This window comes from Rhizobium sp. YS-1r, from assembly GCF_000757525.1.
Lineage (GTDB): Bacteria > Pseudomonadota > Alphaproteobacteria > Rhizobiales > Rhizobiaceae > Neorhizobium > Neorhizobium petrolearium.
Window position 1 is genome coordinate 627623 of sequence record NZ_JPYQ01000001.1, and the last position, 23301, is coordinate 650923.

Genomic DNA, 23301 nt, shown 5'->3' on the forward strand with positions numbered 1-23301 from the left:
AGCGTGAACTCCGCAATGTCGACGTTACTCTCGTATAAGGCGCGGGTACTCTAGACTATCCCCCACGCCCGAAACCTTCCCCTGCCCGTCAGCTCGCGCAAGTTCAGTTCACCGGCAATCTTGAGTGCCCCCTGGGGGGTCACGTCAAGCACCTCGGCAATCATGCCGGCGGAGACCATCGGGCGGGAGAGGACGAGCTCGATCAGCTTCGGCAATTTAGACGATCTGCGACGGCCATCGAGTTTTCGCTGCATCTGCTGTTTTGCAAGCAGCAATCGGTCATGCTCCTTCAGGCCTAGTTCGGACGCAATGCCGATCCCATCGAGGATGGCGAGCAGTCGCGTGTTGCGGTCGCGACTGGTGCGGCGCTCGCGTGAAACGTTTCTAAGGCCCCGATTGACGGCGACAAGATGCGCGATGGTGATGTCAGCCTTGCGGAGCAAGGAGGCTGCCAGCAGCCGGCCGAGCCAGGGCGCGTGCTGGAGGACCTGCAACTGGTTCCAGGCATCGAGCAACAGCGCGGCTCGCAGTGCCGCTGGCAACCCGTCCGTTTCGATCAGGATAGCGCGCCACTCCTCGAGGCGCTCGTCCTCATCCCAGCCTGGCTCATAGACGAGCGGGGCACGCTCCTGCCGCGACGATCGTGATGGCTGGATGGTCCCGGAGAGAACAGCTTCGGAGCGAGCAAGAACGGCATCGATCTCCGCCAGTTCCCTTGCCAAGGGGTCCTCATCCTCGGCGATCGGTTCGCTGAGTGCCTCCTCTTCCGGCAATGGAGCAGGCAGGGTCGCAGCGTCGTTCCCCCCTCCCCTGCCCCGGAGATTTCTGAGGCCTTCGGGGCTCAGCGCCCAGCCGGCCGGATGGCCGGAAATGCGACGACGGGTGCGCAGCACGTCCTGCGCAATCGCGAGCTCATGCGTGGGTGCGCGAATGCCCATGCCGGCGTCGTGCAGGACCAGATCCTCGAGGTGAACAAGTTCGCCGTCGATCCACAACGAGGCGCAGGCGTCTGCAAAATCGGCGCGGCTGATGCAGCCCTGGCGCAAGTCGGACCGGTTAAGACGCTCGTCGAGGCGCACCAGAGCGGCGGTCGCCGTCGCTACGGGCGTGACAAGGGTCTGCAGCGGCAATTTCGAAAGTTCGTAACGCATTGTTGTTGTTATAGAGGATCTTCGTTACGAAAGCGATAGAGAGGTTGGGTTTCGTTACCGCTGCGTTAACCATAATTCACGCTAGCGGTCGGGAGATGTCGGACTGAGGCCTGTTTCTCGGAGATGCAATGCCCAGGGGTTGAGATTGGTGAGGGAAACACCGAATCGATCAACAGGTTGCCCGTTGCGATTCTACTCCGCTGATTGCCGAAGGCAAACGCCGATCTATGGCGGATGGCGACGCCGCGACCCCGCCCCTTTTTCGCGGGCCAAGGCGGGAACATGTTTGCGCTGTGAAGTCCGGCGTGGCTGGAACCCCTCCCCTTGCCCGAGTTAGAAATCGTGGGGCGAAGCATGACGAAGCGATCGAGATGATGCGTTTGGCGGCTAGGCAATCGTGAGAAGCTTGTGATCTGCCGTTGGCGGCGGCGCAGCCGCATCCGAGCCCTGTGGGCGTCTCTCCTGCTCCGTCCGCGTGCCTTGGGGGCGTTCCCGAGGTGGTGACATTTCATTCCGGCCCCCTGTTGGTCAGATGGCCTATCGCGGCAACTTTGCGATAGCGGCAGGATATGGTCGGCAGGCTGTACGCCGCCGGAATGGGCCGGAACAGAAACTGATCGGAAGGGCGGAGTTGGTCTTCTGGCAGGAAAGTTACAGCAGCGCAGCCTTTCCTGCGTCGACAATGGCTTCGTCTCCAGGACGAGTTGACAGCTGTCAACTCGTCCTTCCTCGCCTTCCTTCGCTGATGCGGCAGGAGAGGTTCGACCGGATGGGTATCTATCGTTCAGATCAAAGTCATGGGTTGCTGAGTTGACAGCTGTCAACTCGCCTTCTCGGTCGCTCTATACCCTCGCCTCACCTTGCTGCGCGCGATTGCCGCCAGCCGGTGCTCGGCCTCCTGTCTGGTACGGAAGAGCTCAATGCAGGTCCGGCCCTTGGTGCCAATACGGCCCCAGTTGCGGGTCAGTGCCGTGCCTTCGAACAGATCAGGCTCGACGGTGAGCACATAGAAGCGAGCCATGTTGCGAACCGGGTCGCGGCGGGTCAGAAGAAGAGGTTCGGTATCCATGGCAGCAGAATCGCAAAGCCAGGTTCCATCGTCCAACGAGATGATTGAATCGATCCGGCCCGACCGATTCATCCTGATGATGGATCGCCCCCGACAACCGAAAGGCGCCGCGCTCCCGGAGCGCGGCGCTGGAGTGTTCAGCGAAGCCACCGTTCAGTGATCGAGGCCAGATCCGCCCACGGCGACGATCGCGAACGGCATTCCTTCCACGGGAATGGTGCGGCTCTCGGAAAGTGTTTCGATATCGATGATCCGCACCAGGCTATGACGCGGATCGGTGATCGCAATTACGTCGCCGGCGACTGCAAGCCGCGGCCGCGGGTCGCGCCAGTGACCATCCTTGCTATAAGGTTCGGTCACCCTGACCGTCTTGACGATCGAACCATTCAGCACGTTGAGCAGATGCAGATCGCCGTCCTCCGTCAGGATATAGGCGTTCTTTGCGCGGGCAGGGTCGAGCGCGAAATCCACCCGCCGGGTCGGCAGCTCGACCAACCGATAGGGCTCCTCCGCGTCCGGATCGATGACGACCAGCTTGTCTTCACCAAAATTCCCCAGAAAGAACTGCATTGATTTGCCGCCGAGCAGAGTCGTCACTTTGCCCTTCGGGAGACTGCTTCCATAGGGGAGCATCTCAGGCTTCGGTCCGGCGTTGCCGCCAGGGCGAGCCAACAGGACGCCCTCCTCGCAACCGAAAGCCACCAGCCTCGCCGATAGAGCCTCGCCATGCAGGGCAGTGCAGGGGATAGCATCACCGACCTGTTTGCCAACCTCATCGACAACGCGCAGGCCCAGCCGCGGAGGCAATTCGTCCGGCTTCACCTCTGCTTTGGTATCCGGGACGGAAACCAGCGTGTGCCTGCCCATGGTCACTGCGACGCCATGATGCGGCGCAGTCGCATCGACGGCGCGGATATCCGTCTTTCCCTCCAGCAAAGCACCCTCATCGACGACATCCGCGCGTCCCTCGCGATCGAAGAACAGGATCATCCTGTCGTCATGGGGCACCGCATGCACGGGCCGCCGACCTTCGAAGCTCACCGTCAGCATTTTCGGCGCTTTGATATCCACGTCCCGGTGCTCGCCATGGTCGGAAACTGCAATGCCGGTGCTGATCGCCTGCACCATGTCGGCTTCCGTTTGAATCGCAAACACCGTTCGGCCCGATGCACTTGCGGTCAGGGCTGCGAAACCCTTGAGGTCGAAATTCCCGAGCCCGGCGCCGGTCTCAAGATCGATGGCACGGACAACCGGTGCCGTGTGATCGGCAATGAACAGCCGCCAGACCTCGCGTTCTGCGTCATCCGCGCCCGCAGGGGAGGCGGCAAGCCAGAACACTGCTGCCGAGGCCAAGGCGCTTTTCTTCCATCCCTCTCTCATACGTCTCATCGAAAACTCCTTATGATATGTAATAACATTACGTTAATAGCGAGAGGAACGAGAGTTGTCCACTCGGGGAGACGCGAAATCGAGAGAAGGGAAGGGGGCTTAGCGAAGCATGGGTTTGAGCGCTCTGGCCACGGCCTTGAGTGGCTCCAGATAACGCTCGGCCATCTGTTCAGCCGGAACGCTGGCTGCCGGGGCGCCGATGTTGAGCGCGGCGACCACCCGGCCACGGTCGTTTTCCAGCGGCACGGCGATGGAGCAGAGGCCGAGTTCGAGCTCCTGGTCGATGACGGCGAAACCCTGAGCGCGAACGTGGGCAAGCTCCTCCATCAACCGGGCTGGGTCCGTCTTTGTGCGCGGAGTGAAGGCCTTCAGCGCGGTCTGCCTGAGAAGCGCCCGCGCCTCCTCTTCCGGCAGGGCCGCGAGCAGCACACGCCCCATGGAGGCGCAATAGGCGGGGAGGCGGCTGCCAGGCATCAGGTTGATCGACATCACCCGCTTCTGCGAAGCACGGGCGATATAGACCACCTCCGTGCCATCCAGCACGCTCGCCGATGCGCTCTGCTGCACTTCCTCCGAAAGCTTGTCCAGAAAGGGCTGGACGATATGGGGCAGGGGAGTCGCGGAAAGATAGGCATGGCCGAGCCGCAGAATCCTCGGCGTCAGCGCGAAGAATTTTCCATCGTAATCGGCATAGCCAAGCTCGGCGAGCGTAAGCAGGCAGCGTCGTGCCGTGGCCCGGTCAAGACCGGTCGCCTTGGCGACATCGCTGATCGACAGTTTCGGCGTCGTCTCGCCGAAAGCCTCGATCACCTTCAGTCCCCGCGCAAAACCGCTGACAAAATCCGTTTCCCGCATCGTGATTCCTCGATCCCTCTCCATTTGATAGGTCGACGCCCGCCTCCGCCCCTCGTCAGCCTCAACAGCGCTGGTTCAATTTGTGCGATATATGAACAAATGTCAAATATCGCACAAATCCCTTGCTGCTGATCCCGCTGCGATCTATGTCTGATCGAGGAGGCGCGGAGGACCGATTTTCCGGGCCTGAAGCGAGGCAAGGAGAAATCCCCTATGGACAAGACAATCGGGAGTCTGGCGGAAGCCGTCTCCGAAATCGGCGATGGCGCGACCGTCATGATCGGCGGTTTCGGCGGTTCCGGTGCGCCGATCGAGCTTATTCATGCTCTGATCGACAAGGGTTCGAAGAACCTCACGGTCATCAATAACAATGCCGGTAATGGCCGCATCGGCATTGCAGCGATGATCGACGCGGGCATGGTCAGGAAGATGATCTGCTCGTTCCCGAAATCCTCCGATCCGCGGGCGTTCACGGATAAGTATCTTGCGGGTGAGATCGAGCTCGAACTCGTACCCCAGGGCACGCTCGCCGAGCGCATCCGCGCCGGCGGCGCCGGCATTCCGGCCTTCTACACCCCGACGGCCTATGGCACCGAGCTTGCGGAGGGCAAGGCGATTGCTGAATTCGACGGCCGGCATTATGTGCAGGAACGCTGGCTGAAGGCAGATTTCGCGATCGTCAAGGCGCATCTCGGCGACACCTATGGCAATCTGACCTACAACAAGGCCGGCCGCAACTTCAATCCTCTGATGTGCATGGCCGCCGCCAGGACGATCGTGCAGGTCTCGAAGATCGTGAAGGCCGGAGAGATCGATCCCGAGCACGTGGTCACGCCCGGCATCTTCGTCGACCGCGTCGTCGAAGTCGCGAACCCGAGCCAGGAAGAAGAGCTCATCCGAGCCGGAGTGGCCTACGCCGCCCCAGAATCCCAGGGAGCCCAAGCATGACCGTCAACACCCGTGAAGACATCAAGCTCTCCAACGCCCAGATCGCCTGGCGCGCCGCCCAGGACATTCTGGATGGAGCCTATGTGAATCTCGGCATCGGTTTTCCTGAAATGGTCGCCCGCTACCAGCCGCCGGGCCGGCAAGCAATCTTCCACACCGAAAACGGCATCCTGAACTTCGGCGAAGCGCCGCCGGCCGGTGAGGAGGACTGGGACCTCATCAACGCCGGCAAGAAAGCCGTAACACTGAAGCCTGGCGCTGCCTTCTTCCACCATGCAGACAGCTTCGCCATGGTGCGCGGCGGCCATCTGGACGTCGCGATCCTCGGTGCACTGCAAGTGGCGCAGAATGGAGACCTTGCCAATTGGCGCGTCGGTTCCAAGGGCGTGCCTGCCGTTGGTGGGGCCATGGACCTCGTGCACGGCGCCAAGCAGGTGTCCGTCATCACCGAACACGTCACCAAGAACGGCGATCCGAAACTGGTCGAAAAGTGCACCTTTCCGCTGACCGGCGTCGCCTGCATCACCCGTGTCTATACGAGCCATGCGGTGATCGATATCAAGGACGGCCATTTCGTTTTGCGCGAAAAGCTCGGCGACATGACGATCGAAGAACTGCAGGCCATGACGGGGGCGAAACTTCACATCGACGGGCCGGTCGCCGACCTCGTCGTGCCGGTACTATGAGGAGACAGCCATGACCGAAGCCTATATCTGCGACTATATCCGCACCCCGATCGGCCGTTTCGGCGGTTCGCTTTCCTCCGTCCGCGCCGACGACCTTGCCGCGATCCCGATCAAGGCGCTGATGGAACGCAACACATCGGTCGATTGGGAAGCCGTCAACGATGTGATCTACGGCTGTGCCAATCAGGCCGGCGAGGACAACCGGAATGTCGCCCGCATGGCCGTGCTGCTTGCCGGCCTGCCGGTTTCCATCACCGGCACGACCATGAACCGGCTGTGCGGTTCCGGCATGGATGCCGTCATCACCGCCGCGCGCGCCATCAAGGCGGGCGAGGCGGAACTGATGATCGCCGGCGGCGTCGAAAGCATGAGCCGGGCGCCATTCGTGATGCCCAAGGCGGAGACTGCGTTTTCACGCAATGCCGAGATCTATGATACGACAATCGGCTGGCGTTTCATCAATCCGCTGATGAAGAAGCAGTATGGCGTCGATTCCATGCCGGAGACCGGCGACAACGTGGCGATCGATTACAAGGTCTCCCGCGAGGACCAGGACGCCTTCTCCGTGCGCTCTCAGGCGAAGGCCGCCGCCGCGCAGGAAAACGGCCGGCTTGAGAAGGAGATCACGCCCGTCACCGTGCCGCAGCGCAAGGGTGATCCGATCGTCGTTTCCAGGGATGAGCATCCCCGCGCGACGAGCCTGGAAGCGCTCGGCAAGCTGAAACCGGTCAACAAGATCGAAGGCGGCACTGTCACGGCGGGCAACGCATCGGGCGTCAACGACGGTGCGGCGGCCTTGATCATCGCGTCGGAAGCGGCGGCGAAGAAATACGGGCTCACGCCGATCGCCCGCGTCATGGGCGGCGCCACCGCCGGCGTTCCGCCGCGCGTCATGGGCATCGGCCCGGCTCCGGCGACCCAGAAGCTCTGCGCGCTGCTCAAGCTGACGCCGAAGGATTTCGATGTGATCGAGCTTAACGAAGCCTTTGCCTCCCAAGGCATCGCCGTGCTCCGCGAACTCGGGCTTGCCGAGGATGCGGAGCACATAAACCCGAACGGCGGCGCGATCGCGCTCGGCCATCCGCTCGGCATGTCCGGCGCACGCATCTCCGGCACGGCGGCACTCGAACTCTCGCTCCGCAAGGGCCGCTATGCGCTCTCCACCATGTGCATCGGGGTAGGGCAGGGCATCGCCGTCGCGCTCGAACGGGTCTGATCCGATCGCATTCTTCTGATTTCCTGGTGGCCCGGCAGCAATGCCGGGCCACTGTTTTGTGGTACTATCCAGCATGAAGAAGCGCCATCGTATTGCGCTTGAGCTCATCTATTCGCTGCGGTAATCGCCGCAGCGATCAACGACCAAAGCCTCCATGAATGGCTGGCCGGACGATTGCCGCTGTCTGACAGATCGTCGCAACCGAGAGTTCGGCCTTTGGCCAGGCATCGGCAGATCCTATATCAGGTGAGCCGTAGATGGTGTCGGAGCCGCGGGGTTTTACATGAACAACGAACTACAGGGCCGTGCTGCGCATGCCGCAGAGATCCGCGAACGCGCCGCGGAAATGCACGCGATCGGTATTGATGAGGTCTTCATCGGCAATCTGGTCGACACGTTTTATGGCCGGGTGCTGGCTCATCCGGAATTGGGACCTGTCTTCGACGCGAGGCTTTCGGGGCGCTGGCCGGAGCATATGCAGAAAATGAAGAGCTTCTGGTCTTCCGTCGCCTTGCGCACGGGCGCTTATGGCGGAAAACCGGTCCAGGCACATCTCGGCGTCGCCAATCTGACGCCGGAGCTTTTCCCGAAATGGCTGGAGCTCTTTGCCGCGACGCTTGACGACATCGCCCCGAACGAGGAAGCAAAGGCCTGGTTCATGGCCTCGGCGGAGCGCATCGCCAAAAGCCTGACGCTCTCGCTCTTCTACAATCCGGCACTCGACGACCCCGCACTCAGGCGTGCCTGATTGCCGATGCCCGTCGTTTAAAGACTGCGGCCGACATCCAGCGCTTCTTGAGCCTCGTCCAGCGACATCTCGAATACCCTTTTGCCGATATCGAAGCTGAAGCCCGCCCGGGCAAAGGCGGAAAGCTCCTTTGCCTTGCGCTTTTCATCGAGCGCGCCCTTGCGGAACGGCCCGAAGGCGCGTTTGTGCGCAAGGACGAGAGCTGCATGGAAGTCGTCCGCCTCGGCGACGGCAGCCGCGACGGTGCTTCGGGCGACACCCTTCTGTGACAATTTCTGGGCGATCGCTCGTTTGGACCTGCCGCCGCGCATGCCCGAACGGGTGCTGATCTCGGCATAGGCAGCATCATCCAGCGCCTTGTTGTCATAGGCAAACTTCACGGCGGAGTCGGCCAACGCCCTGGCCTGTGCTTCGCTGATGTTTTCGAATTTCTGCCGAGCCTTTCGCCATATGGCGGCAAAGAGCTGCTTCTCCGTATGCATCCGTCGCTCGAGGCGATAGATCGTCGAATTGCGGGCCCATGACAACATCCGCGGCGTCGGTGTGTCGGGTTGCGGCGTTTCCTCGTCCAGTTCCAGCGTGCCCTCCAGCCCGTTCGCTCGCTCTCTGCGCCTTTGAGCGGACTCTACATGACCCGCCTGCGATAAAACAGCAGCGGTCCTATCAAACGGCGGAAACCGGCACCAGGGGCTCCTGGTGAACGACGATCGGCGCGTGGTACGGCACCCGCGTATAGAGATCGAGGACATCCTGGTTGACCAATCGGACGCAGCCGGAGGAGGTAGCCTTGCCGATCGAATCCCATTCCGGGGTGCCGTGCAGCCTGTAGAGCGTATCCTGTCCGTTCTGGAAGATGTAGAGGGCCCGCGCGCCAAGCGGATTCTTGATCCCGGGCTCCATGCCGCCGTTCTCGATCGAGTATCTTTCGAGATGCGGCTGGCGCGCGATCATCTCGGCCGGCGGCTTCCAGCGCGGCCAGTGCTGCCGCCAATGAATGATGCCTTCGCCCTGCCAGGCAAAGCCGTCGCGACCGATGCCGACGCCATAGCGCATCGCCGTCCCTCCGGGCTCGACCACATAGAGGAAACGGCCGGGCGTATCGACGACGACGGTGCCGGGCGTCTCGCCGGTCGGATCGGCCACCCGCTGGCGGAAATATTTCGGATCCATCTTCTGATAGGGAATGGCGGGGATGAGATGACCCCGTCCTCAAGGGCCGCATATCTCACCTGCAACTCGGCATCCGTCGGAGGACCGATCGGACGGCTGACCTTTTCGGGAAGAGGAGCCCGTCGGGCAGATGAGGTCGTGGCGGCGCAGCCTGCGAGCGTCGCGGTCATTGAAACCGAGGCGAAAACGAAGGCTCGCCGCGATAGCCGATATTCGCTGGACATGGATCGAAAGAACTCTCTGAAATCGGAACTTGAAAGCTAGTAGCCAGGTCCGGCGCGGACCGGCAAGGCATGGCCCGATCACATCGCCGTCACCTCGCCGTCATTCATCAGGAAGTGACGGAAGCGCCACAGTTGCCCTTGCAAAGCGGCATCCGATCATCGGGCATCGTAAACTTAACGGTCGCGAGGCAGTAGCAGGTCGCCTGCGCCTCCGCAGGTTCATACCCGAGCAACATTAACAGGTCCATCGCGGCGGCGCGATGCTCGACACCAGGGATCATCTCCCGTTTTTATGGCCATAGGATTGAGGCTTGTCGGTGATCATCATCCGCGGCGAGCAGCCTTTACTCCTCAATAATTTGCGCATCAGATACTTGAGCCTTGGCGTTGCGACGGGTTTGCGCCAAATTCTCCAGAACAAGGCCGTCCTGATCCACAGCGCGCCACAGCCAATGCTTCTTGCCACGGATCGAAACGACGACCTCGTCGATGTGCCATTTGTCGCCGAGCCGACCGGATGAGCGGCGGTGGATCTCATTGGCGAAAGTTCGCCCAAATTTCTCCGCCCACAGCCGGACTGTCTGATGGGAGACAATGATTCCACGAGCCGCCAGCAAGTCCTCAACCATCCGAAGGCTGAGAGGAAACCGGAAATAGAGCCAAACGGCGTGAGCAATGATTTCAGCGGGAAAGCGATGGCGGCGATATAGGGGGTCACGGTCTGTCATCGCCCGTCATCGCACATCGGATTCCAGTTTTTCGTTAAGTTGACGATGCCGTTTGACCAACTACCTCTTCATGCTCGCAGACAAACATGATTATCGCCGCAAAACGCTGCCCTTCCGTCTCGAAATAATTGCGTTCAGACACATATGATCCGTTCGCAGGCATGCGGCCTTGGACGTGTTCATGGGGAGGATATCCTTGCCGCCTAGTCGGCGTGTGAGCTCGGCGTCGGGCTCAAAGCCGCATCGCCTACGAAGGGGGTTACTTGAGTGCCCATTTGATTGCAAAGCTGGCTGCGCCGCACATCGCAGAAATTGTCCGGCGCACCAGGATCACCGGATTGATCGACCGCGTGCTTGGCATTGGCGCATGCTGGATCGCCGCACCAGCCGGATATGGCAAGACCACGGTGATGGCCGACTATTTGTCGGGCGCCAGGGCGTCGCATGTCTGGTTTCGAGCCGACGAAGGGGACCGGGACATTGCGCGCTTTTTTGACTACTTGGCGCAGTCCCTGCCATCGTCCACCGGCCTGAGCATGCCAGTTTTCGGCGTGGAATATGCCGAAAACCCTCGTGATTTCGCCCGCATATTTTTTTGTGATTACTTCGCTCGGCTGAGAGCGGGCACGGTCCTGGTATTCGATGACCTTCACACGGTCGACACCCCTGCCTTCAGGGATGTTCTTGCGGTTATGCTTGGAGAGCGGCCGAGTTGGCTTCGTTTCGCGTGCCTCTCTCGGACCCTGCCCGGCGAAGAGCTTGATGGGCTAGTGCGCTCCGGCGCGGTGACCATCATCGATCAATCCGTGTTGGAATTTTCCGATATCGAAGCTCGCAGTTTAGTCGAACTCAGGTTGAAACAACGAGCCGCGCAAATCGATATCAGCAGTGCTCGAGGATGGGCCGTCGGGCTTGTGCTCCTGGCCGATAGAGGCGGTGTTGACGACGTTCTCAAAGCTGAGCCGTCGGTCTTCGCTGCTCTTGGCGGACATTTCTTTGACACGCTTCCGGCGTCCGAGCAGGAGATGCTGCTCACGCTTAACCTGTTGCCGGAAATCACGGCCACCTTGGCGAACGCAATCACCGGATCGACCGAGGCGGGAAAGCTGCTTGCCCGACTCTATGAGCGCCAATTTCTCGTCACGAGGGCCGAAGGCCAGAAGGAAACCTTCCATCTGCATGACCTGCTCCGCGATTTCCTGGACCGTCGCTTTGACGAGAGGCTTTCGGATACCGAAAAATCCGCGTTACGGGCAAAGGCGTCGCTGGTTCTTTCCGAGGCCGGGCGAGTGGATGACGCAATCGGGCTCGCGTTGGATGCCGCCGCGTGGTCATCGGCCCGCGACCTCCTGCTTCAGCGCGCTGATGCGCTGATAGCCACGGGCCGCCGCGCATCGCTTATCGAATGGCTGGGCAGGCTGCCGCAGGGGGAATTGACCGGCTGGCTGCTCTATTGGGCCGGCGTTGCCCATCTGGCCGACGATGCAGAGGCCGAACGCTGGTTCACACAAGCCTGGCAGACATTCGAGGAAGAAGGTGATGAACGTGGCAAATACCTGACGGTCGCACGTGTCGTGCTGGTCAAGACAGACAGTTGGCGCACTCATCATGGTCTTTCGACATGGACGAGGCGTGCGATCATCCTTGCCGCACAAGAGGTTCCTCAGCTTCCGGATGAAGAGGACCTGCTGGTCCATATCGGACTGCTGCGCGCTCACGACTTCGCGGATGAGACTGACGGCGATATTGGGCATGAACTAGCCGAACGGCTGCTTGACCGGCTAGGAGACGCGAGCCGGAGCTTTCCGAGCGGGCTTCGCCTCCATGCAAGCGAGACCCTGATCGAACATGCGGTCATGACGGGCAAGGCCGGCATTTTCGAACGGGCGGTGGATCATGTCCGCGGCGATATCGCGAAGCCCGATGTGCTTGCCTGGCACCTTGGCCTCTGGCTAGTTGCTTTCGGCGCGGCCAACGGTCGCTACTTTCGATATTCGAGGCGCGATTTTCCATACACGACAGCAGAGGAAGCCCTGCATGCCGCCATAGCCATCGGTGAGCGGGAAGCGCTCAAAGGGGTGGAATTCGGAGCGCTTTATCATCTGCAACTGCAGATGAAACTACGCAATGACTTTTCGGCATTCAGCCGGCTGGTAATGCGGCTCGCCGAAATTGCTGACAGCCGCTACACGACACAAGTTGCCGTCGTCGCCGATTGCCGTGCGGCATTGCATACCTGGCAGAGGAACTTCACCGAGGCTTATCGCGATTGTGAACGCTTCATGGCGGCTATCGAAGAGGGCGATGAACCGCTCGTCGAGCGGCTGCCTCATTACATCACCAAGTTTCAGGTGCTCCTCGCGGATCGCCGATCGCAAGAAGCTGCCGACCTGCTCGTGGACCTGTTGCCACGACTGCAAGGCGGATCGTTACTTCGCGCGCGGCTATGCGTCATGGCCGCTGAGGCGCTTCGCGCGAAATGGCAGGGCAACCCGGCCTATGAAGACCGCTTGCGAACCCTTTTGACCGAACTGACTGTTGCCGATTGGCGCGCTGTTCTACTGAACCTGCCTGATCTGCTTTCGGATATTCTCGCCGACGCGATCGAAAGGGACATCGAGACCGAGTTTTGCTCGAGCCTGATCCGCGAGCGCTGTCTTGCGCCGCCGGCTCGCCGTCCAGCCAGCTGGCCGTGGCCTCTCAAGATACATGTGCTCGGCGGTTTCCGACTCGAGCGCAATGGCGCCACCATCGAGCTTGGTCGCAAGCCGCCGACGCGCGCGCTCGACATCCTACGCACCCTGGCCCTGTCGAAGGATCATGCCTGTTCGATCGAAACGCTGCAGGATTGGCTTTGGCCGGACCTCGACGGGGGACAATCAAACGCCGCTTTTGAGCAGGCGTTACACCGTCTGCGAAAACTGCTTGGTCAGGCAGATCTGATTACGCTGCGCGAAGGAATATTGCGGCTCGCGCCGGACAAAAGCTGGATTGATCTCGACGATTGGCAGTCCCGGCTGAAGGCGGTCTTGGGTGAAGTCGGACAGATATCCGCAGAGAGAATGCGTGTGTTCTACAGCTTTCCCGGCCCGCTCTTCTTTCGGCAGGCCGAACCGGCCTGGGCAGTCGCAACGGCGGAAAGCGTTCGTGACACCTATATCGATCTTGCCATGCGCCTTGGCCAGCTGCGTGAGGCGGGGGACGACGGCGTTCAGGCCAGGGCAATCTATTTACGAGCGCTCGACTACTATCCCGAATCCGACCGGCTTCATGGAGCGCTGATTGAATCGCGGCTGGGAAGCGGCGATCTGGCCGGTGCGGTTGAGGACTACGAACGTTATTTGCGTCTGCGCAAAGCTGCCGGAGAGCTGGATCCTTCCCCGACGGTCCAGGCCATTGTCAGAAGATTCAAACTTTCGCCAAGCGGTGGCTGAGCCGTAAGCCATCCGTAAGGGCGGTTCGCCTAGCGTTCATGCGTGTAGTTGGTATCTACGCCAGGAGGAACGTCTATGTGGAAGGATCGCGCAAATCGGGGCTTGTATCTCTTCGAAGGAAGCAGTGACGACCCGGGAAACAGGACATGGCAGATTTTCAACCATGTCCTGGATGAAAGCAATTCAGACACTTATATCAGCCGGGACTTTTACAACGTCCAGCAGACCGCCGGGGGACTTCCCGATGGTGTCAGCTTCGACCAATTCCTGGGAATGATCCAGGGGCATGTGCGTAGTGAGCTGGAAGGCAGCAGCTTTGACGACGACTTCAGCGATGAAGACTTTAAGCAGGCGGCGCTGACGTTTGACGACAACATTCGCCGCCATATCCGTTTCCTGAACGGTGTTGTTCATCAAGGCGCTCCCGGAGAGGTCCATGTCGCGCTTTGGAACCTGATCCTGGAAAGCCGCGGCGACAGCCGCAGCATCTACTCATGCTATAGCGACTATCTCGTCGACGCCTGACGACACCGCGCCGGATCGCCCCAGCGGCGGCAATGCTGTGATGCAAAGCGACAGGCGCGCACGGCGATCTGCGCAATTCGCGCAAGCAGCAAGCAATTCTCCGGCCTTGCAGGCCGCCCATACGGCATTCGTGCAGCGCGGGCGGCCATGCCTGATTTTGTCCCGCTGCGCGGCCAGGGGATCTGGCCGGCAATGAACGCAACCCTTTCCGAAGGAGCCTAAAAATGCCTGGAAACGAACTTCAGATCACAGGCGGTATTACCCAGGCGCTGCTTGATGCGCTGAACCAGATCCATACCGCCGTCGCGGCCCAACTCGTCAATCCGGACGGCTCGCCATCGAGATCGGCCGTCTACATGCATCTTCCGGTCGGCCAGCCGATCGATCCGAAAATGTACGCAAACCCCTGGACGCCGGCGGGCGGCAGCGCCTACGGTGCCGTATCCAATACAGGCGCCTTTACGGCGCCTACGCCACCACCGCTCCCGGAGGGGACGCCGGCAACGCCTGCAGGTCAGCTTACGGCAATGCCGCAGCCCAATCCGCAGCTGCAACTGGCGATCAACAGCGCATTCAACACCGCGCGACGCGTCGACGACATGCTGATGGTCACCGACAAGGGGGTTGCCGTCTCGTGGCCGCAGCGGACGGTCAGCATCGAATATTTCACGGCGTTGTCGGGCATGCAGGCCGAGCCGATACCGGAGCCCTCCGCCGACATCAAGAAGCGTATTGCCGACGCTCAGAAGACCCTCTACCTCATGGATGCAGACGGCAATTTCACCGGCTATACGCCGCGCAATACCGCCTATCGGCGCAATCAGAAAGCCCTGGCCGACGCCCGCAGCGAGTATGCGCTGGCCTATTCCCAAGCAATGTCCGATCCGGTCCAGGGACAGGCCTGGCCGGTGACCAGCGCCAGATACCAGAACGCCGTCGACCAGGCTTACAACGACTTCAGGGACATGGGCGGGCAGGAGATCGAGGACGCGATCGCAACGCTTCAATCGATCGGCGGCAGCGCCGCCGCAGCCCTGATCGCCAAGGCGCGCAAGATGTACGACGACTACAGTATCGGTCTTGGGGGTGCAATCGCCGTCAAGGTTCCGTGGTCGTATGTCGATCCGGTATCATGGTGGGACCACACCAATCGTGATTTCGGCGTCATGAAGGTCAAGGCGTCGTCGACCCAATACCAGACGAGCGGCGGCGGCGGACAGCACAGCTTCGGCCACAGCTTCTACACCAATGAATCGTCTTCGACGTCGGGCAGCGCAGGTTACCATGTCTTCGGCTTTGGCGCTTCGGCCAATGCGTCGCACAGTTCGACTAGCCACGACGACGGATGGAACACGGATCAATCGTCCTGGAACTGGCACCAGGACCAGAGTTCGTCCGCCACCGTGAGCTTCGAATGGTTCGTCGCGAGCATCGAACGCCCGTGGCTGCTGGGCGATCTCTTCCATATGGACGGCTGGTACCTTGCCGGGCAGAAGAAGAATTCGATCAGCGACGGTACGATAGAGGGCCAAATCGGCGACGTGCCGAAACTGCTGCCGATGATTCCGAAAGCCTTCCTGATCGTGCGGAACGTCACGATCACCGCCGACTCCTGGGGCAGCATGGGCTCGGTCTTCCAGAGCGCCACCGACAGCGCCAGCGGCCATACGGACAGCAGTTCCACGAGCTACGGCGGCAAGGTGGGCTGGTTCGGCCTCGGCGGCTCCGTGCAACACTCCAGTTCGGAAAGCAGCGGCGCGTTCAGCAACCAGCACGACGCTTACCAAGGCTTTTCGTTCACCAGCAGTGGGACCGGCGGGACGCTCGAACTCTTCGGTTCCCAGATCGTCGGCTGGATCGGCCAGATACAACCGGCCGCGCCACGCAAGGACGATCCTGCCTTGGCCAATGGCGGTTCGAACGACACGCCCGCCGATGCCGGCGGATCGCCGGCCGTGCCCGAAGACGCCAACGCCGCACCGCAAAACTGAGGTGTTCCATGAGCCACAATTCCGACCAACTCGCGATCCTCGGGCAGAAGGTCATCGACGCGCTGATCGCGACCTATAACCCGGCCAATGATCCGTCGATAGCGCTTGCCCTCCATCCGGGGCAAGCGCTGGCCGACGACATCGTCCAGAACGGCGTTACAAATCCCCTGCGGCTGTCGGAGTGGCTTGAGGACCAATACGACTATCCGTTGTGGCTGAAACGCTCCGACGCCTCGTCCATCTCGACGGCGTCAGTGGGCGCCGTGTCGGCGAAGTCCACCTATCTCGCAATGGTCCCGTGGGCACAGCCGAGCGTGCCCGCGGATTCCCCGGCCTATGCCCGCCTCGCCGCCCTGATCGCCGGTGCGCGCCGGGATCTCGGCGACAATCCCAACGCTCTGCCTTTCAGTTGCGAACCGACCGATTTCGCTCAGGCCGACAGCACGGCCTGGCATGTCTTCGACCAGAGGATCACGGCTAGCAGCTCGACGACGACCACATCTTCTCCTGTAAGGGCCAATCCCCAATTGTGGAAGATGCGTCGGGTTACGGATGATTTCCTGTCAACGCTGCCGTCGACTGTAGAGATTGCGGAAAGGCGCAGGGCGTTTGCCGCGGAGCTGGCCGTCGAGCCGCGCACCGAAGTCGTCAGAAGGTTGCGCACGATGCCCAATCCGGACGAACTCGCCGCCCAGCCAATCGAGTTGATGCGGGTGGCATCATCATCGCCATCTGCACCGGAGCCCGTCGCGTTGCGGGCGATCGGTGCTGCCAACCTTCGCGCGGCAACCGTGCGGCCGGTCACCCGCAGCCTGGTTTTCAACCGTAGGCACCTGATGAACATGGAGGAGCCGCCGTTCGTCGTAGAGGGTCATACCGGCGAGGCCGCGCCCGTCAGAATCTTCGACAGGAGGATGCTCGACAGGCTTTCGGCGGTACAGCTTCACGATCTGGTGCAGACACCGGCGGTCACGGAGGTGACGACATCGGACAGCGAGCTTCACGTCCATTTCGAATATTGCCTTGTCACCATCACCCGTCGTCTAGCCGGTACCCCATGGTGGCGTTCCGATCTGATTTTGGAAGACGACTGGTACGTACCGGGCATGAGACGTGGCGATATGGTCAAGCCATCAACCGACGAAGCTTATGCGCACTGCTTGCCGCAGGGCCTGCTTCTGGTCCGCAATGTTCGGTTTAGTGGTTCATGGACAGCGGAAGCTCGCGCAACGATGGAGAATCCGGTGTCGTTCCTAGGACCTTTTCTGTTGCAGGCGCCCCGAACCGAGGCCGTCAGCACGTCCGATGTCGAGCAGGTGAGCGTGCTCGGGATCGGTACGCAGGTGATTGGCGAACTTTGTTTCCCGCTGCCGCCGTTACCGCCGGCGGACGACCCGGCTCTGGCGGTCGCTCCCGCCGGCTAGGAAGGGGGGAAGGCGTCCAGTCGGGACTCCCAGCGGCGTCCTCTTCCTTCTATGGGATCGTTTCCGGCGGTATTTGTTTTGTAAATGACAACATCCTCGGTGAATGGCGGGGGGCGTGCGGCCGTCTGGCTGCTGAGTTTCGGCAGTCAGGCGGCTTCGGCATTTCGCATTCAAACAATCGCAGGAATCGTCGGTTGCGAGCCCCCTGAAACGCCTTGGCGCCGGGCACATCGACAGTCCCGGAAGGAGGTGCTCGATGGTACACGCCTTGAGCAAAGAAGGCCTGACCTACTCGGAAATTGCGCGTCGCACGGGATATGGCCGCCGCAGCATCGCAAAATGGTTGGCGTTCGAACCTCCCGACCGACGCAGGGGTGCGCTACAGCCGACATCTCCTCTATACTTCGAAGCCTTTCTCACCCAGTGTTGGAAGGACGGCAACCGTCGTGGGCGGCATCTGTTTCATGACATCAAGCACCGCGGATACACCGGCAGCTTTTCCAATCTTGAACGCCTCCTGGCAACCTGGCGCCGCGCCGAGAGGCCGGAAAAAGCTAAGGATAAGGATGATACGGCGCCGGCTCGGATCGGGCTCGCCGACAGAACATATGACAATGCGCCTGTGCGTGATCCGTAAACCGGTCATTGGATCTCACCGGTTGTCGCCACTACTCTCTGCATCAAGCCGCGCGGCGCGCTGACCATCAATCAAGCACGGAAGTAGATGCCCTCAAAAAGGAATCACAGACGTTTGCTGTTTTGCGCAGCTTCTCCATGCGATTTCGCGGAATATTTCATGGCCGAACTTCGGCGAAACTCGAAGAATGGATCGAGGATGCCATTCGAGGTGCCGATAGCATCCCGGCGGAGCTGCCTTTTTGCAGGGCGAGATGTGAGGCTCAGACCTACATCGCCGAATAGTTCATGTCTCTCAGGTCATCGAGCAAGCCGGGCCCCTCCGGCGCCCAACCCAGCTTCTTCCGCGTCAGTGTGCTCGAAGCCGTGATGTCCGCCGAAGCGAACATGGCGAACCAGCCGAAATGGGCTTCCGCCTCTTCTTTCGCAAGCGAGACAGTGGACAGCCCGAGCCCGGTGGCGACGACATTGGCGATATCGCGCACGGCAACCCCTTCTTCCGCTACCGCATTGTAGCGAGCGCCAGGTTCGCCGCGAAGGAGCGCCAGAACGTAAAGCTTTGCCACATCGCTCACGTGACCTGCGGCCCAGCGGTTAGCGCCATGGTCGACATAGGCGACGACGCACTTCTCGCGCGCCATTTCGATATAGGGCGAGATCAGACCTTGTTTGACAGTGTCGTGCACCTGCGGAAGCCGAACGACGCCCAGGTTGACGCCGGCTTCGAGCTGTTCCTGGCCAGCCAGTTCCGAGGCTATGCGTGGATTGACATGATGAGCGTCGAACACATCCTCGCGTGCGGGTTCGCCATTGCCCAGGTCGCCAATGCCGACGCCCGAAGTGATGAGCAGCGGCCGGTCCGATCCCTTCAGGACGACCCCGAGCGCGGCAATGACGCGGCGATCCTTTTCGCAATTGGCCACGAAATTCGTAAAGTCATGATCGAACGCCGTATGAATGACGGCGTCGGCATTCTCGGCTCCTTTCGCCAGGGCCGGAGGATCTTCCAATGTCCCGAGATAAGCGGATGCGCCGGCACTCATCAGCTCTTTCGCTCCAAGGTCGGAACGGGTGAGGCCGATCACCTCATGGCCTGAGGCCGTGAGTTCGCGAAGGATACGGGATCCTATGAACCCGGTGGCACCTGTTAGAAAAACACGCATGGGAATCTCCTGCATTGACGTATCAGGCGATCTCATGAAAAATTGTCCTGTTAAAGTAGTGACTTTATCCTAGTATAATAATCAATAGGATCGCATGAGCGAGAACACATCCGAAAATGCTCTTGGCATATTCCTGCGCGACCGGCGCATGCGCCTCGATCCGGCTACATTCGGCTTCCCCGCCGGACGCCGGCGTACGCCAGGCCTGCGCCGCGAGGAAGTCGCCCAGCGCGCCAATATAAGCCCGACCTGGTATACTTGGCTGGAGCAGGGGCGGGGCGGGGCACCGTCCGCCCATGTGCTCGATCGCATTGCAAAGGGACTGATGCTGACCGAGCCCGAGCGCGATCATCTGCATATTCTCGCCTTCGGCCATCCTCCCGAGCCGCGTTACCACCAACGAGAAAGCATCACGCCGCGGCTGCAACACGTGCTGGACGCCATGCCCTTCAGTCCCGCCATCATCAGGACGGCGACATGGGATGTGGTGGCGTGGAACAAGGCCGCGACCGTAATTCTGACGGACTACGCCAAGCTGCCGAAGGAGCGGCGCAACATCCTTCGCATGATGTTCTCCGACGAACGCGTGCGTGCTGCGCAGGACGATTGGCGCAACGTTGCCCGTTATGTCGTTGGCGCATTCCGGGCCGATGCCGCGCGCGCCGGCGCCGGGGTGGAAATCCGCCAGTTGGTTGATGAACTCTCCGCCAGCAGCCCGGAATTCAGGGCGATGTGGGCCGACAACGAGATCACAGGCACGCGCGAAGGCATCAAGCGCCTTCACCACCCTGTTCTTGGAGTGATCGAGCTGGAGTTCTCGACCTTCGCGGTCGAAGGCCGGTCTGACCTCAACATGATGGTCTATAGTCCGGCAAACCCAGAGGTGATGGAGCAATTTCGCTCGCTGATTGCCAAGGCTCGCTGAGCCTACGATGACGGGATTAGTCGCACGAAAAGAAGGTGCGGAATTCATAATGTGAGATGCGGTGGGCCTTGAGGCTAACAGCCGCCTCTTTCGGCTGATGCACAGCCGCGGTGTACTTAGCAGCAATTCGTGAGAGGAATTCGACGGTGTCGAAGAATCCGTGGCACCCGGCAGCTTTATCGGTCCGCCAGCTCAACAGCCGCCATTCCACGGAAATGTCGGGGCGCCCCGTTTTCAGGCGCCGGTGACACGCCAGATGACGTCGCCCACATCGTCTGCCATCAATATGGCGCCGTCGGCCGCCAGCGCCACCCCGACCGGTCGGCCATAGGAATAGTTCTCGTCCGCCGACAGGAAATCAGTGAGAATTTCGCGCGGCAGTCCCACAGGTTTGCCTTTCTCGAAAGCGACGAACGCCAGCTTATAGCCCGAGAGCTTGGAGCGGTTCCACGACCCGTGCTGACCGATGGCCATGCCCGCAGGAAAGCCCGGCAGCGTCCCTTCGGGCAGCCAGCAAAGGCCGAGTGATGCCGTGTGCCCGCCCAAGGCATAATCCGGCTGCAGCGCAGAGGCCACCTTGGCGTCGTCCTGCGGCACACGATCATCCACCACCCGGTTCCAGTAGCAATAGGGCCAGCCATAAAACCCGCCATCGCGTACCGATGTCAGATAGTCAGGCGGCGTCTCATCGCCCAGCCCGTCACGCTCATTGACAACCGTCCAAAGCATTCCATTCTCGGGTTCCCAAGCCATGCCCACAGGATTGCGCAAGCCACTGGCAAAAATCCGGGATTGCCCCGATTTCAGGTCGTATTCGTGAATGCAGGCGCGGTTTTCTTCCGCGGCCATGCCTGCGTCGCCAATATTGCTCAGTGACCCGACAGCCACGTAAAGCTTGGTGCCATCCTTGCTGGCAATCAGATTACGCGTCCAATGTCCGCCAGGCACCAGATCCATCAGTTTTTTGGCCGGCTTGCTGATTCTCGTCGCGCCTGCCTCATAGGGATAGGCCAAAAGCGCGTCGCTGGTGCCGACAAAAAGCGTCTCCCCGACCAGGGCGATGCCGAAAGGCTGCCGCACATTTTCGATGTAGGCGTGACGTTCTTCGGCCACTCCGTCGCCGTCGGTATCGCGCAGTAGCGTTACGCGGTTGGGACTGTCGCCAGAAGCGCCGGCCCGCCGCATCGTGGCTGACATGGCATGGTCGAACAAAGTGCGCGGATTTCCACGTTCGCCCATGGATTCCGCCACCAGCACATCGCCGTTGGGCAGCACATGCACATTGCGTGGATGCACCAGCCCCCGCGCAAAAGCATTGACCTTAAGCCCGGCGGCCGTTGTCGGTTTGTGCTCGCCCTCCCAGCCCTTGGCCGTCGGCATCTTCAACGTCGGTATCTTACCCTGCGGTTTGGCCACCGGAATGACTGGCGTCGTGCCATAAACAGGCTGCCTCGGGCCATCCGCCGAATGACGAATGGCAATAGCGCCTCGGCCGACAAAGGCCACAAAGCGGGCGAAGAGAGAAGGATCGGCCATCGGTCGCTTCCAAAATAGTGAGGAAAAGTCAGGAGAGGCCCAGACGCTAAAGCGTTTGCGCGGCCAACACTAGAGGGCGGCGCGAAAATTTTAAAAGGGAGGGAAAGTGTTCGGGCAAATCTGGACGACCGATGGTCGATCCTCGCGTCGTCGATCCCGAGTGGGGTCTGTCGTACCTTTGTCTTCGGTGTGCCGGGACCGGTTCCCTCAGTGCGTTCCGTCCGCTGTTCATGAAGCTTCTTTCTGGGACCGAGAGCGCGAATGAACTCCGCAACAGGCCCGTCGTCCCGCCGGCATCGAAGGCATGGTCGATGAAGGGCAGTTCCTCCTCGATCAACCGGCTGACGATCGAGGTTCGCTTTTCTGGCGGCGCGAACAATCCAGCCTGCGCACGGGTGCGTTTGATGATCGTCTTGCTCTGCAGATAGTCGATGCCTTCCCGGATGAGGATGGTGCGATAGCGTTGGCGGCACGTTCGATCGAAGTCATGGTGGTTTACCAAATGATTTTCGGGAGGCAGATGCCCCCGCCCATATAAAATGTTGATTGCGTCGCTCATACCCGCCTCAAATTCTTGACACCTTTTAGCTATCTGGCCGCCGAAGCCCGACAGGCTTTCAGGCTGCGTCAACGGTGAACTGCTTCTGTTCGCCCAGACCTTCGATGCCGAGTCTAATTGTCTGGCCGGCACTTAAGAACAGTGGCGGTTTCATTCCGAGGCCGACGCCGGGAGGTGTGCCCGTGGAGATGATGTCGCCCGGTTGCAGGCTCATGAATTGCGAGATGTAGTGGACGAGAAAGGCGACGCCGAAGATCATCGTTGCGGTGGAACCGTTCTGGCGCATCACGCCATCGACCGAAAGCCACATCTTCAGGCTCTGGGGATCGATGATCTCGTCGCGCGTGACCATCCAGGGTCCGATCGGCCCAAAGCTGTCGGCAGATTTGCCCTTGGTCCACTGGCCCCCGCGTTCGGCCTGGAATTCGCGCTCCGACACATCGTTGATCAGACAATAACCCGCAACATGTTGCATGGCGTTGGCTTCCGAAACGTAGCGGGCTTCGTCGCCAATCACAATGCCGAGTTCGACTTCCCAGTCCGTCTTCCTCGACTTTCGCGGAATGATGATACCGCCATTCGGACCTGTGATGGCACTGGTTGCCTTCATGAACAGGATCGGCTCTTCAGGGATTGCAGCGCCCGTTTCGGCAGCATGGTCGGCATAGTTCAGGCCGACGCAGATGAACTTGCCTGTGCGCGAAACACAGGGGCCGAGACGGCCGGGCTCGGCGACGAGCGGCAGGCTCTCGACGTCGATCGCCGCGATCTTCGCCAGACCCGCCGCCGTCAGGTTGTTGCCGGCGATGTCGTCGATTTGACGGCTCAGATCCCGCGCCTTGCCGTTCCTGTCGAGGATGCCCGGCTTTTCGGAGCCGCGCTGGCCGTATCTCAAAAGCTTCATGTCGATTGTCCACTTGTCTT

At 60.8% G+C, this 23301-nt stretch carries 19 protein-coding genes and 3 pseudogenes; 11 read left to right on the top strand and 11 right to left on the bottom strand.

Annotation, left to right across the window (positions count from 1 at the left end; all coding sequences use genetic code 11):
• Positions 1 to 50: 50 nt before the first annotated feature.
• Together JL39_RS02905 and JL39_RS02910 are read right to left on the bottom strand one after the other, a co-directional pair.
• Positions 51 to 1151, bottom strand: a complete 1101-nt coding sequence (locus JL39_RS02905) for an RHE_PE00001 family protein (RefSeq protein ID WP_037145856.1) — start codon at positions 1149 to 1151, stop codon at positions 51 to 53.
• 820 nt (positions 1152 to 1971) lie between these two features.
• Positions 1972 to 2220, bottom strand: coding sequence for a WGR domain-containing protein (locus JL39_RS02910; RefSeq protein ID WP_052182625.1), 249 nt, complete (start codon positions 2218 to 2220; stop codon positions 1972 to 1974).
• Here JL39_RS02910 and JL39_RS31880 point away from each other — a divergent pair.
• Positions 2219 to 2380, top strand: coding sequence for a hypothetical protein (locus JL39_RS31880; protein ID WP_161784728.1), 162 nt, complete (start codon positions 2219 to 2221; stop codon positions 2378 to 2380). The two genes, JL39_RS02910 and JL39_RS31880, sit on opposite strands and share 2 nt — an antisense overlap.
• Here JL39_RS31880 and aztD read toward each other — a convergent pair.
• Complete coding sequence (aztD, locus tag JL39_RS02915; RefSeq protein ID WP_037145861.1) at positions 2374 to 3600, bottom strand: zinc metallochaperone AztD; 1227 nt, start codon at positions 3598 to 3600, stop codon at positions 2374 to 2376. The genes JL39_RS31880 and aztD overlap by 7 nt on opposite strands.
• Positions 3601 to 3708: 108 nt before the next feature.
• Positions 3709 to 4464, bottom strand: coding sequence for an IclR family transcriptional regulator (locus JL39_RS02920; protein WP_037145863.1), 756 nt, complete (start codon positions 4462 to 4464; stop codon positions 3709 to 3711).
• A gap of 213 nt (positions 4465 to 4677) precedes the next feature.
• On the opposite strand from JL39_RS02920, the gene JL39_RS02925 reads away from it, so the two are divergent.
• From JL39_RS02925 to JL39_RS02940, 4 genes are all read left to right on the top strand, one after another.
• A complete protein-coding gene (locus tag JL39_RS02925) occupies positions 4678 to 5412 on the top strand; it encodes a 3-oxoacid CoA-transferase subunit A (protein ID WP_037145864.1) in 735 nt (244 codons plus the stop codon).
• Entirely contained in the window at positions 5409 to 6098 is a 690-nt protein-coding gene (locus tag JL39_RS02930; protein WP_037145866.1) for a 3-oxoacid CoA-transferase subunit B, read from the top strand. Before JL39_RS02925 ends, JL39_RS02930 begins: the two co-directional genes overlap by 4 nt.
• A gap of 10 nt (positions 6099 to 6108) precedes the next feature.
• A complete protein-coding gene (gene pcaF, locus JL39_RS02935; protein ID WP_037145867.1) occupies positions 6109 to 7314 on the top strand; it encodes a 3-oxoadipyl-CoA thiolase in 1206 nt (401 codons plus the stop codon).
• Between the two features lie 283 nt (positions 7315 to 7597).
• Complete coding sequence (locus tag JL39_RS02940; protein WP_037145869.1) at positions 7598 to 8062, top strand: truncated hemoglobin; 465 nt, start codon at positions 7598 to 7600, stop codon at positions 8060 to 8062.
• Between the two features lie 17 nt (positions 8063 to 8079).
• Here JL39_RS02940 and recX read toward each other — a convergent pair whose 3' ends face one another.
• The 3 genes and pseudogenes from recX to JL39_RS02955 form a co-directional block, all read right to left on the bottom strand.
• Complete coding sequence (gene recX / locus JL39_RS02945) at positions 8080 to 8634, bottom strand: recombination regulator RecX (protein WP_037146154.1); 555 nt, start codon at positions 8632 to 8634, stop codon at positions 8080 to 8082.
• Between the two features lie 91 nt (positions 8635 to 8725).
• Positions 8726 to 9456 (bottom strand): annotated as a pseudogene (locus JL39_RS02950) (L,D-transpeptidase).
• Between the two features lie 254 nt (positions 9457 to 9710).
• Positions 9711 to 10184, bottom strand: a pseudogene (locus JL39_RS02955) (IS6 family transposase); the annotation flags it as partial.
• Positions 10185 to 10447: 263 nt separating this feature from the next.
• On the opposite strand from JL39_RS02955, the gene JL39_RS02960 reads away from it, so the two are divergent.
• From JL39_RS02960 to JL39_RS32365, 5 genes and pseudogenes are all read left to right on the top strand, one after another.
• Entirely contained in the window at positions 10448 to 13618 is a 3171-nt protein-coding gene (locus JL39_RS02960) for a hypothetical protein (protein WP_152601012.1), read from the top strand.
• A gap of 75 nt (positions 13619 to 13693) precedes the next feature.
• Positions 13694 to 14143: a hypothetical protein gene (locus JL39_RS02965; RefSeq protein WP_037145874.1), complete on the top strand. Its 450-nt coding sequence runs from the start codon at positions 13694 to 13696 to the stop codon at positions 14141 to 14143.
• 224 nt (positions 14144 to 14367) lie between these two features.
• Positions 14368 to 16134 carry a hypothetical protein gene (locus JL39_RS02970; protein ID WP_037145876.1) on the top strand — a complete coding sequence of 589 codons (1767 nt, stop codon included), beginning with the start codon at positions 14368 to 14370 and terminating at the stop codon, positions 16132 to 16134.
• A gap of 8 nt (positions 16135 to 16142) precedes the next feature.
• A complete protein-coding gene (locus JL39_RS02975) occupies positions 16143 to 17558 on the top strand; it encodes a hypothetical protein (RefSeq protein ID WP_037145878.1) in 1416 nt (471 codons plus the stop codon).
• Positions 17559 to 17777: 219 nt separating this feature from the next.
• Positions 17778 to 18401 (top strand): annotated as a pseudogene (locus JL39_RS32365) (ISL3 family transposase); the annotation flags it as partial.
• Positions 18402 to 18463: 62 nt separating this feature from the next.
• Here the strand turns inward: JL39_RS32365 and JL39_RS02985 are convergent.
• Complete coding sequence (locus JL39_RS02985; RefSeq protein ID WP_037145880.1) at positions 18464 to 19357, bottom strand: SDR family oxidoreductase; 894 nt, start codon at positions 19355 to 19357, stop codon at positions 18464 to 18466.
• Between the two features lie 94 nt (positions 19358 to 19451).
• On the opposite strand from JL39_RS02985, the gene JL39_RS02990 reads away from it, so the two are divergent.
• Complete coding sequence (locus JL39_RS02990) at positions 19452 to 20282, top strand: helix-turn-helix transcriptional regulator (RefSeq protein ID WP_037145882.1); 831 nt, start codon at positions 19452 to 19454, stop codon at positions 20280 to 20282.
• A gap of 234 nt (positions 20283 to 20516) precedes the next feature.
• Here JL39_RS02990 and JL39_RS03000 read toward each other — a convergent pair whose 3' ends face one another.
• From JL39_RS03000 to JL39_RS03010, 3 genes are read right to left on the bottom strand one after another with little or no spacing between them, the layout of a single operon-like run.
• Positions 20517 to 21818: a sorbosone dehydrogenase family protein gene (locus tag JL39_RS03000; protein ID WP_037145886.1), complete on the bottom strand. Its 1302-nt coding sequence runs from the start codon at positions 21816 to 21818 to the stop codon at positions 20517 to 20519.
• 46 nt (positions 21819 to 21864) lie between these two features.
• Positions 21865 to 22377 (bottom strand): hypothetical protein, encoded by a 513-nt coding sequence (locus tag JL39_RS31425; RefSeq protein WP_152601013.1) that lies wholly within the window; start codon positions 22375 to 22377, stop codon positions 21865 to 21867.
• A 58-nt stretch (positions 22378 to 22435) separates the two neighbouring features.
• On the bottom strand, positions 22436 to 23281 hold the full coding sequence (locus tag JL39_RS03010; protein WP_037145890.1) for a fumarylacetoacetate hydrolase family protein: 846 nt from the start codon (positions 23279 to 23281) through the stop codon (positions 22436 to 22438).
• Positions 23282 to 23301: the final 20 nt, after the last annotated feature.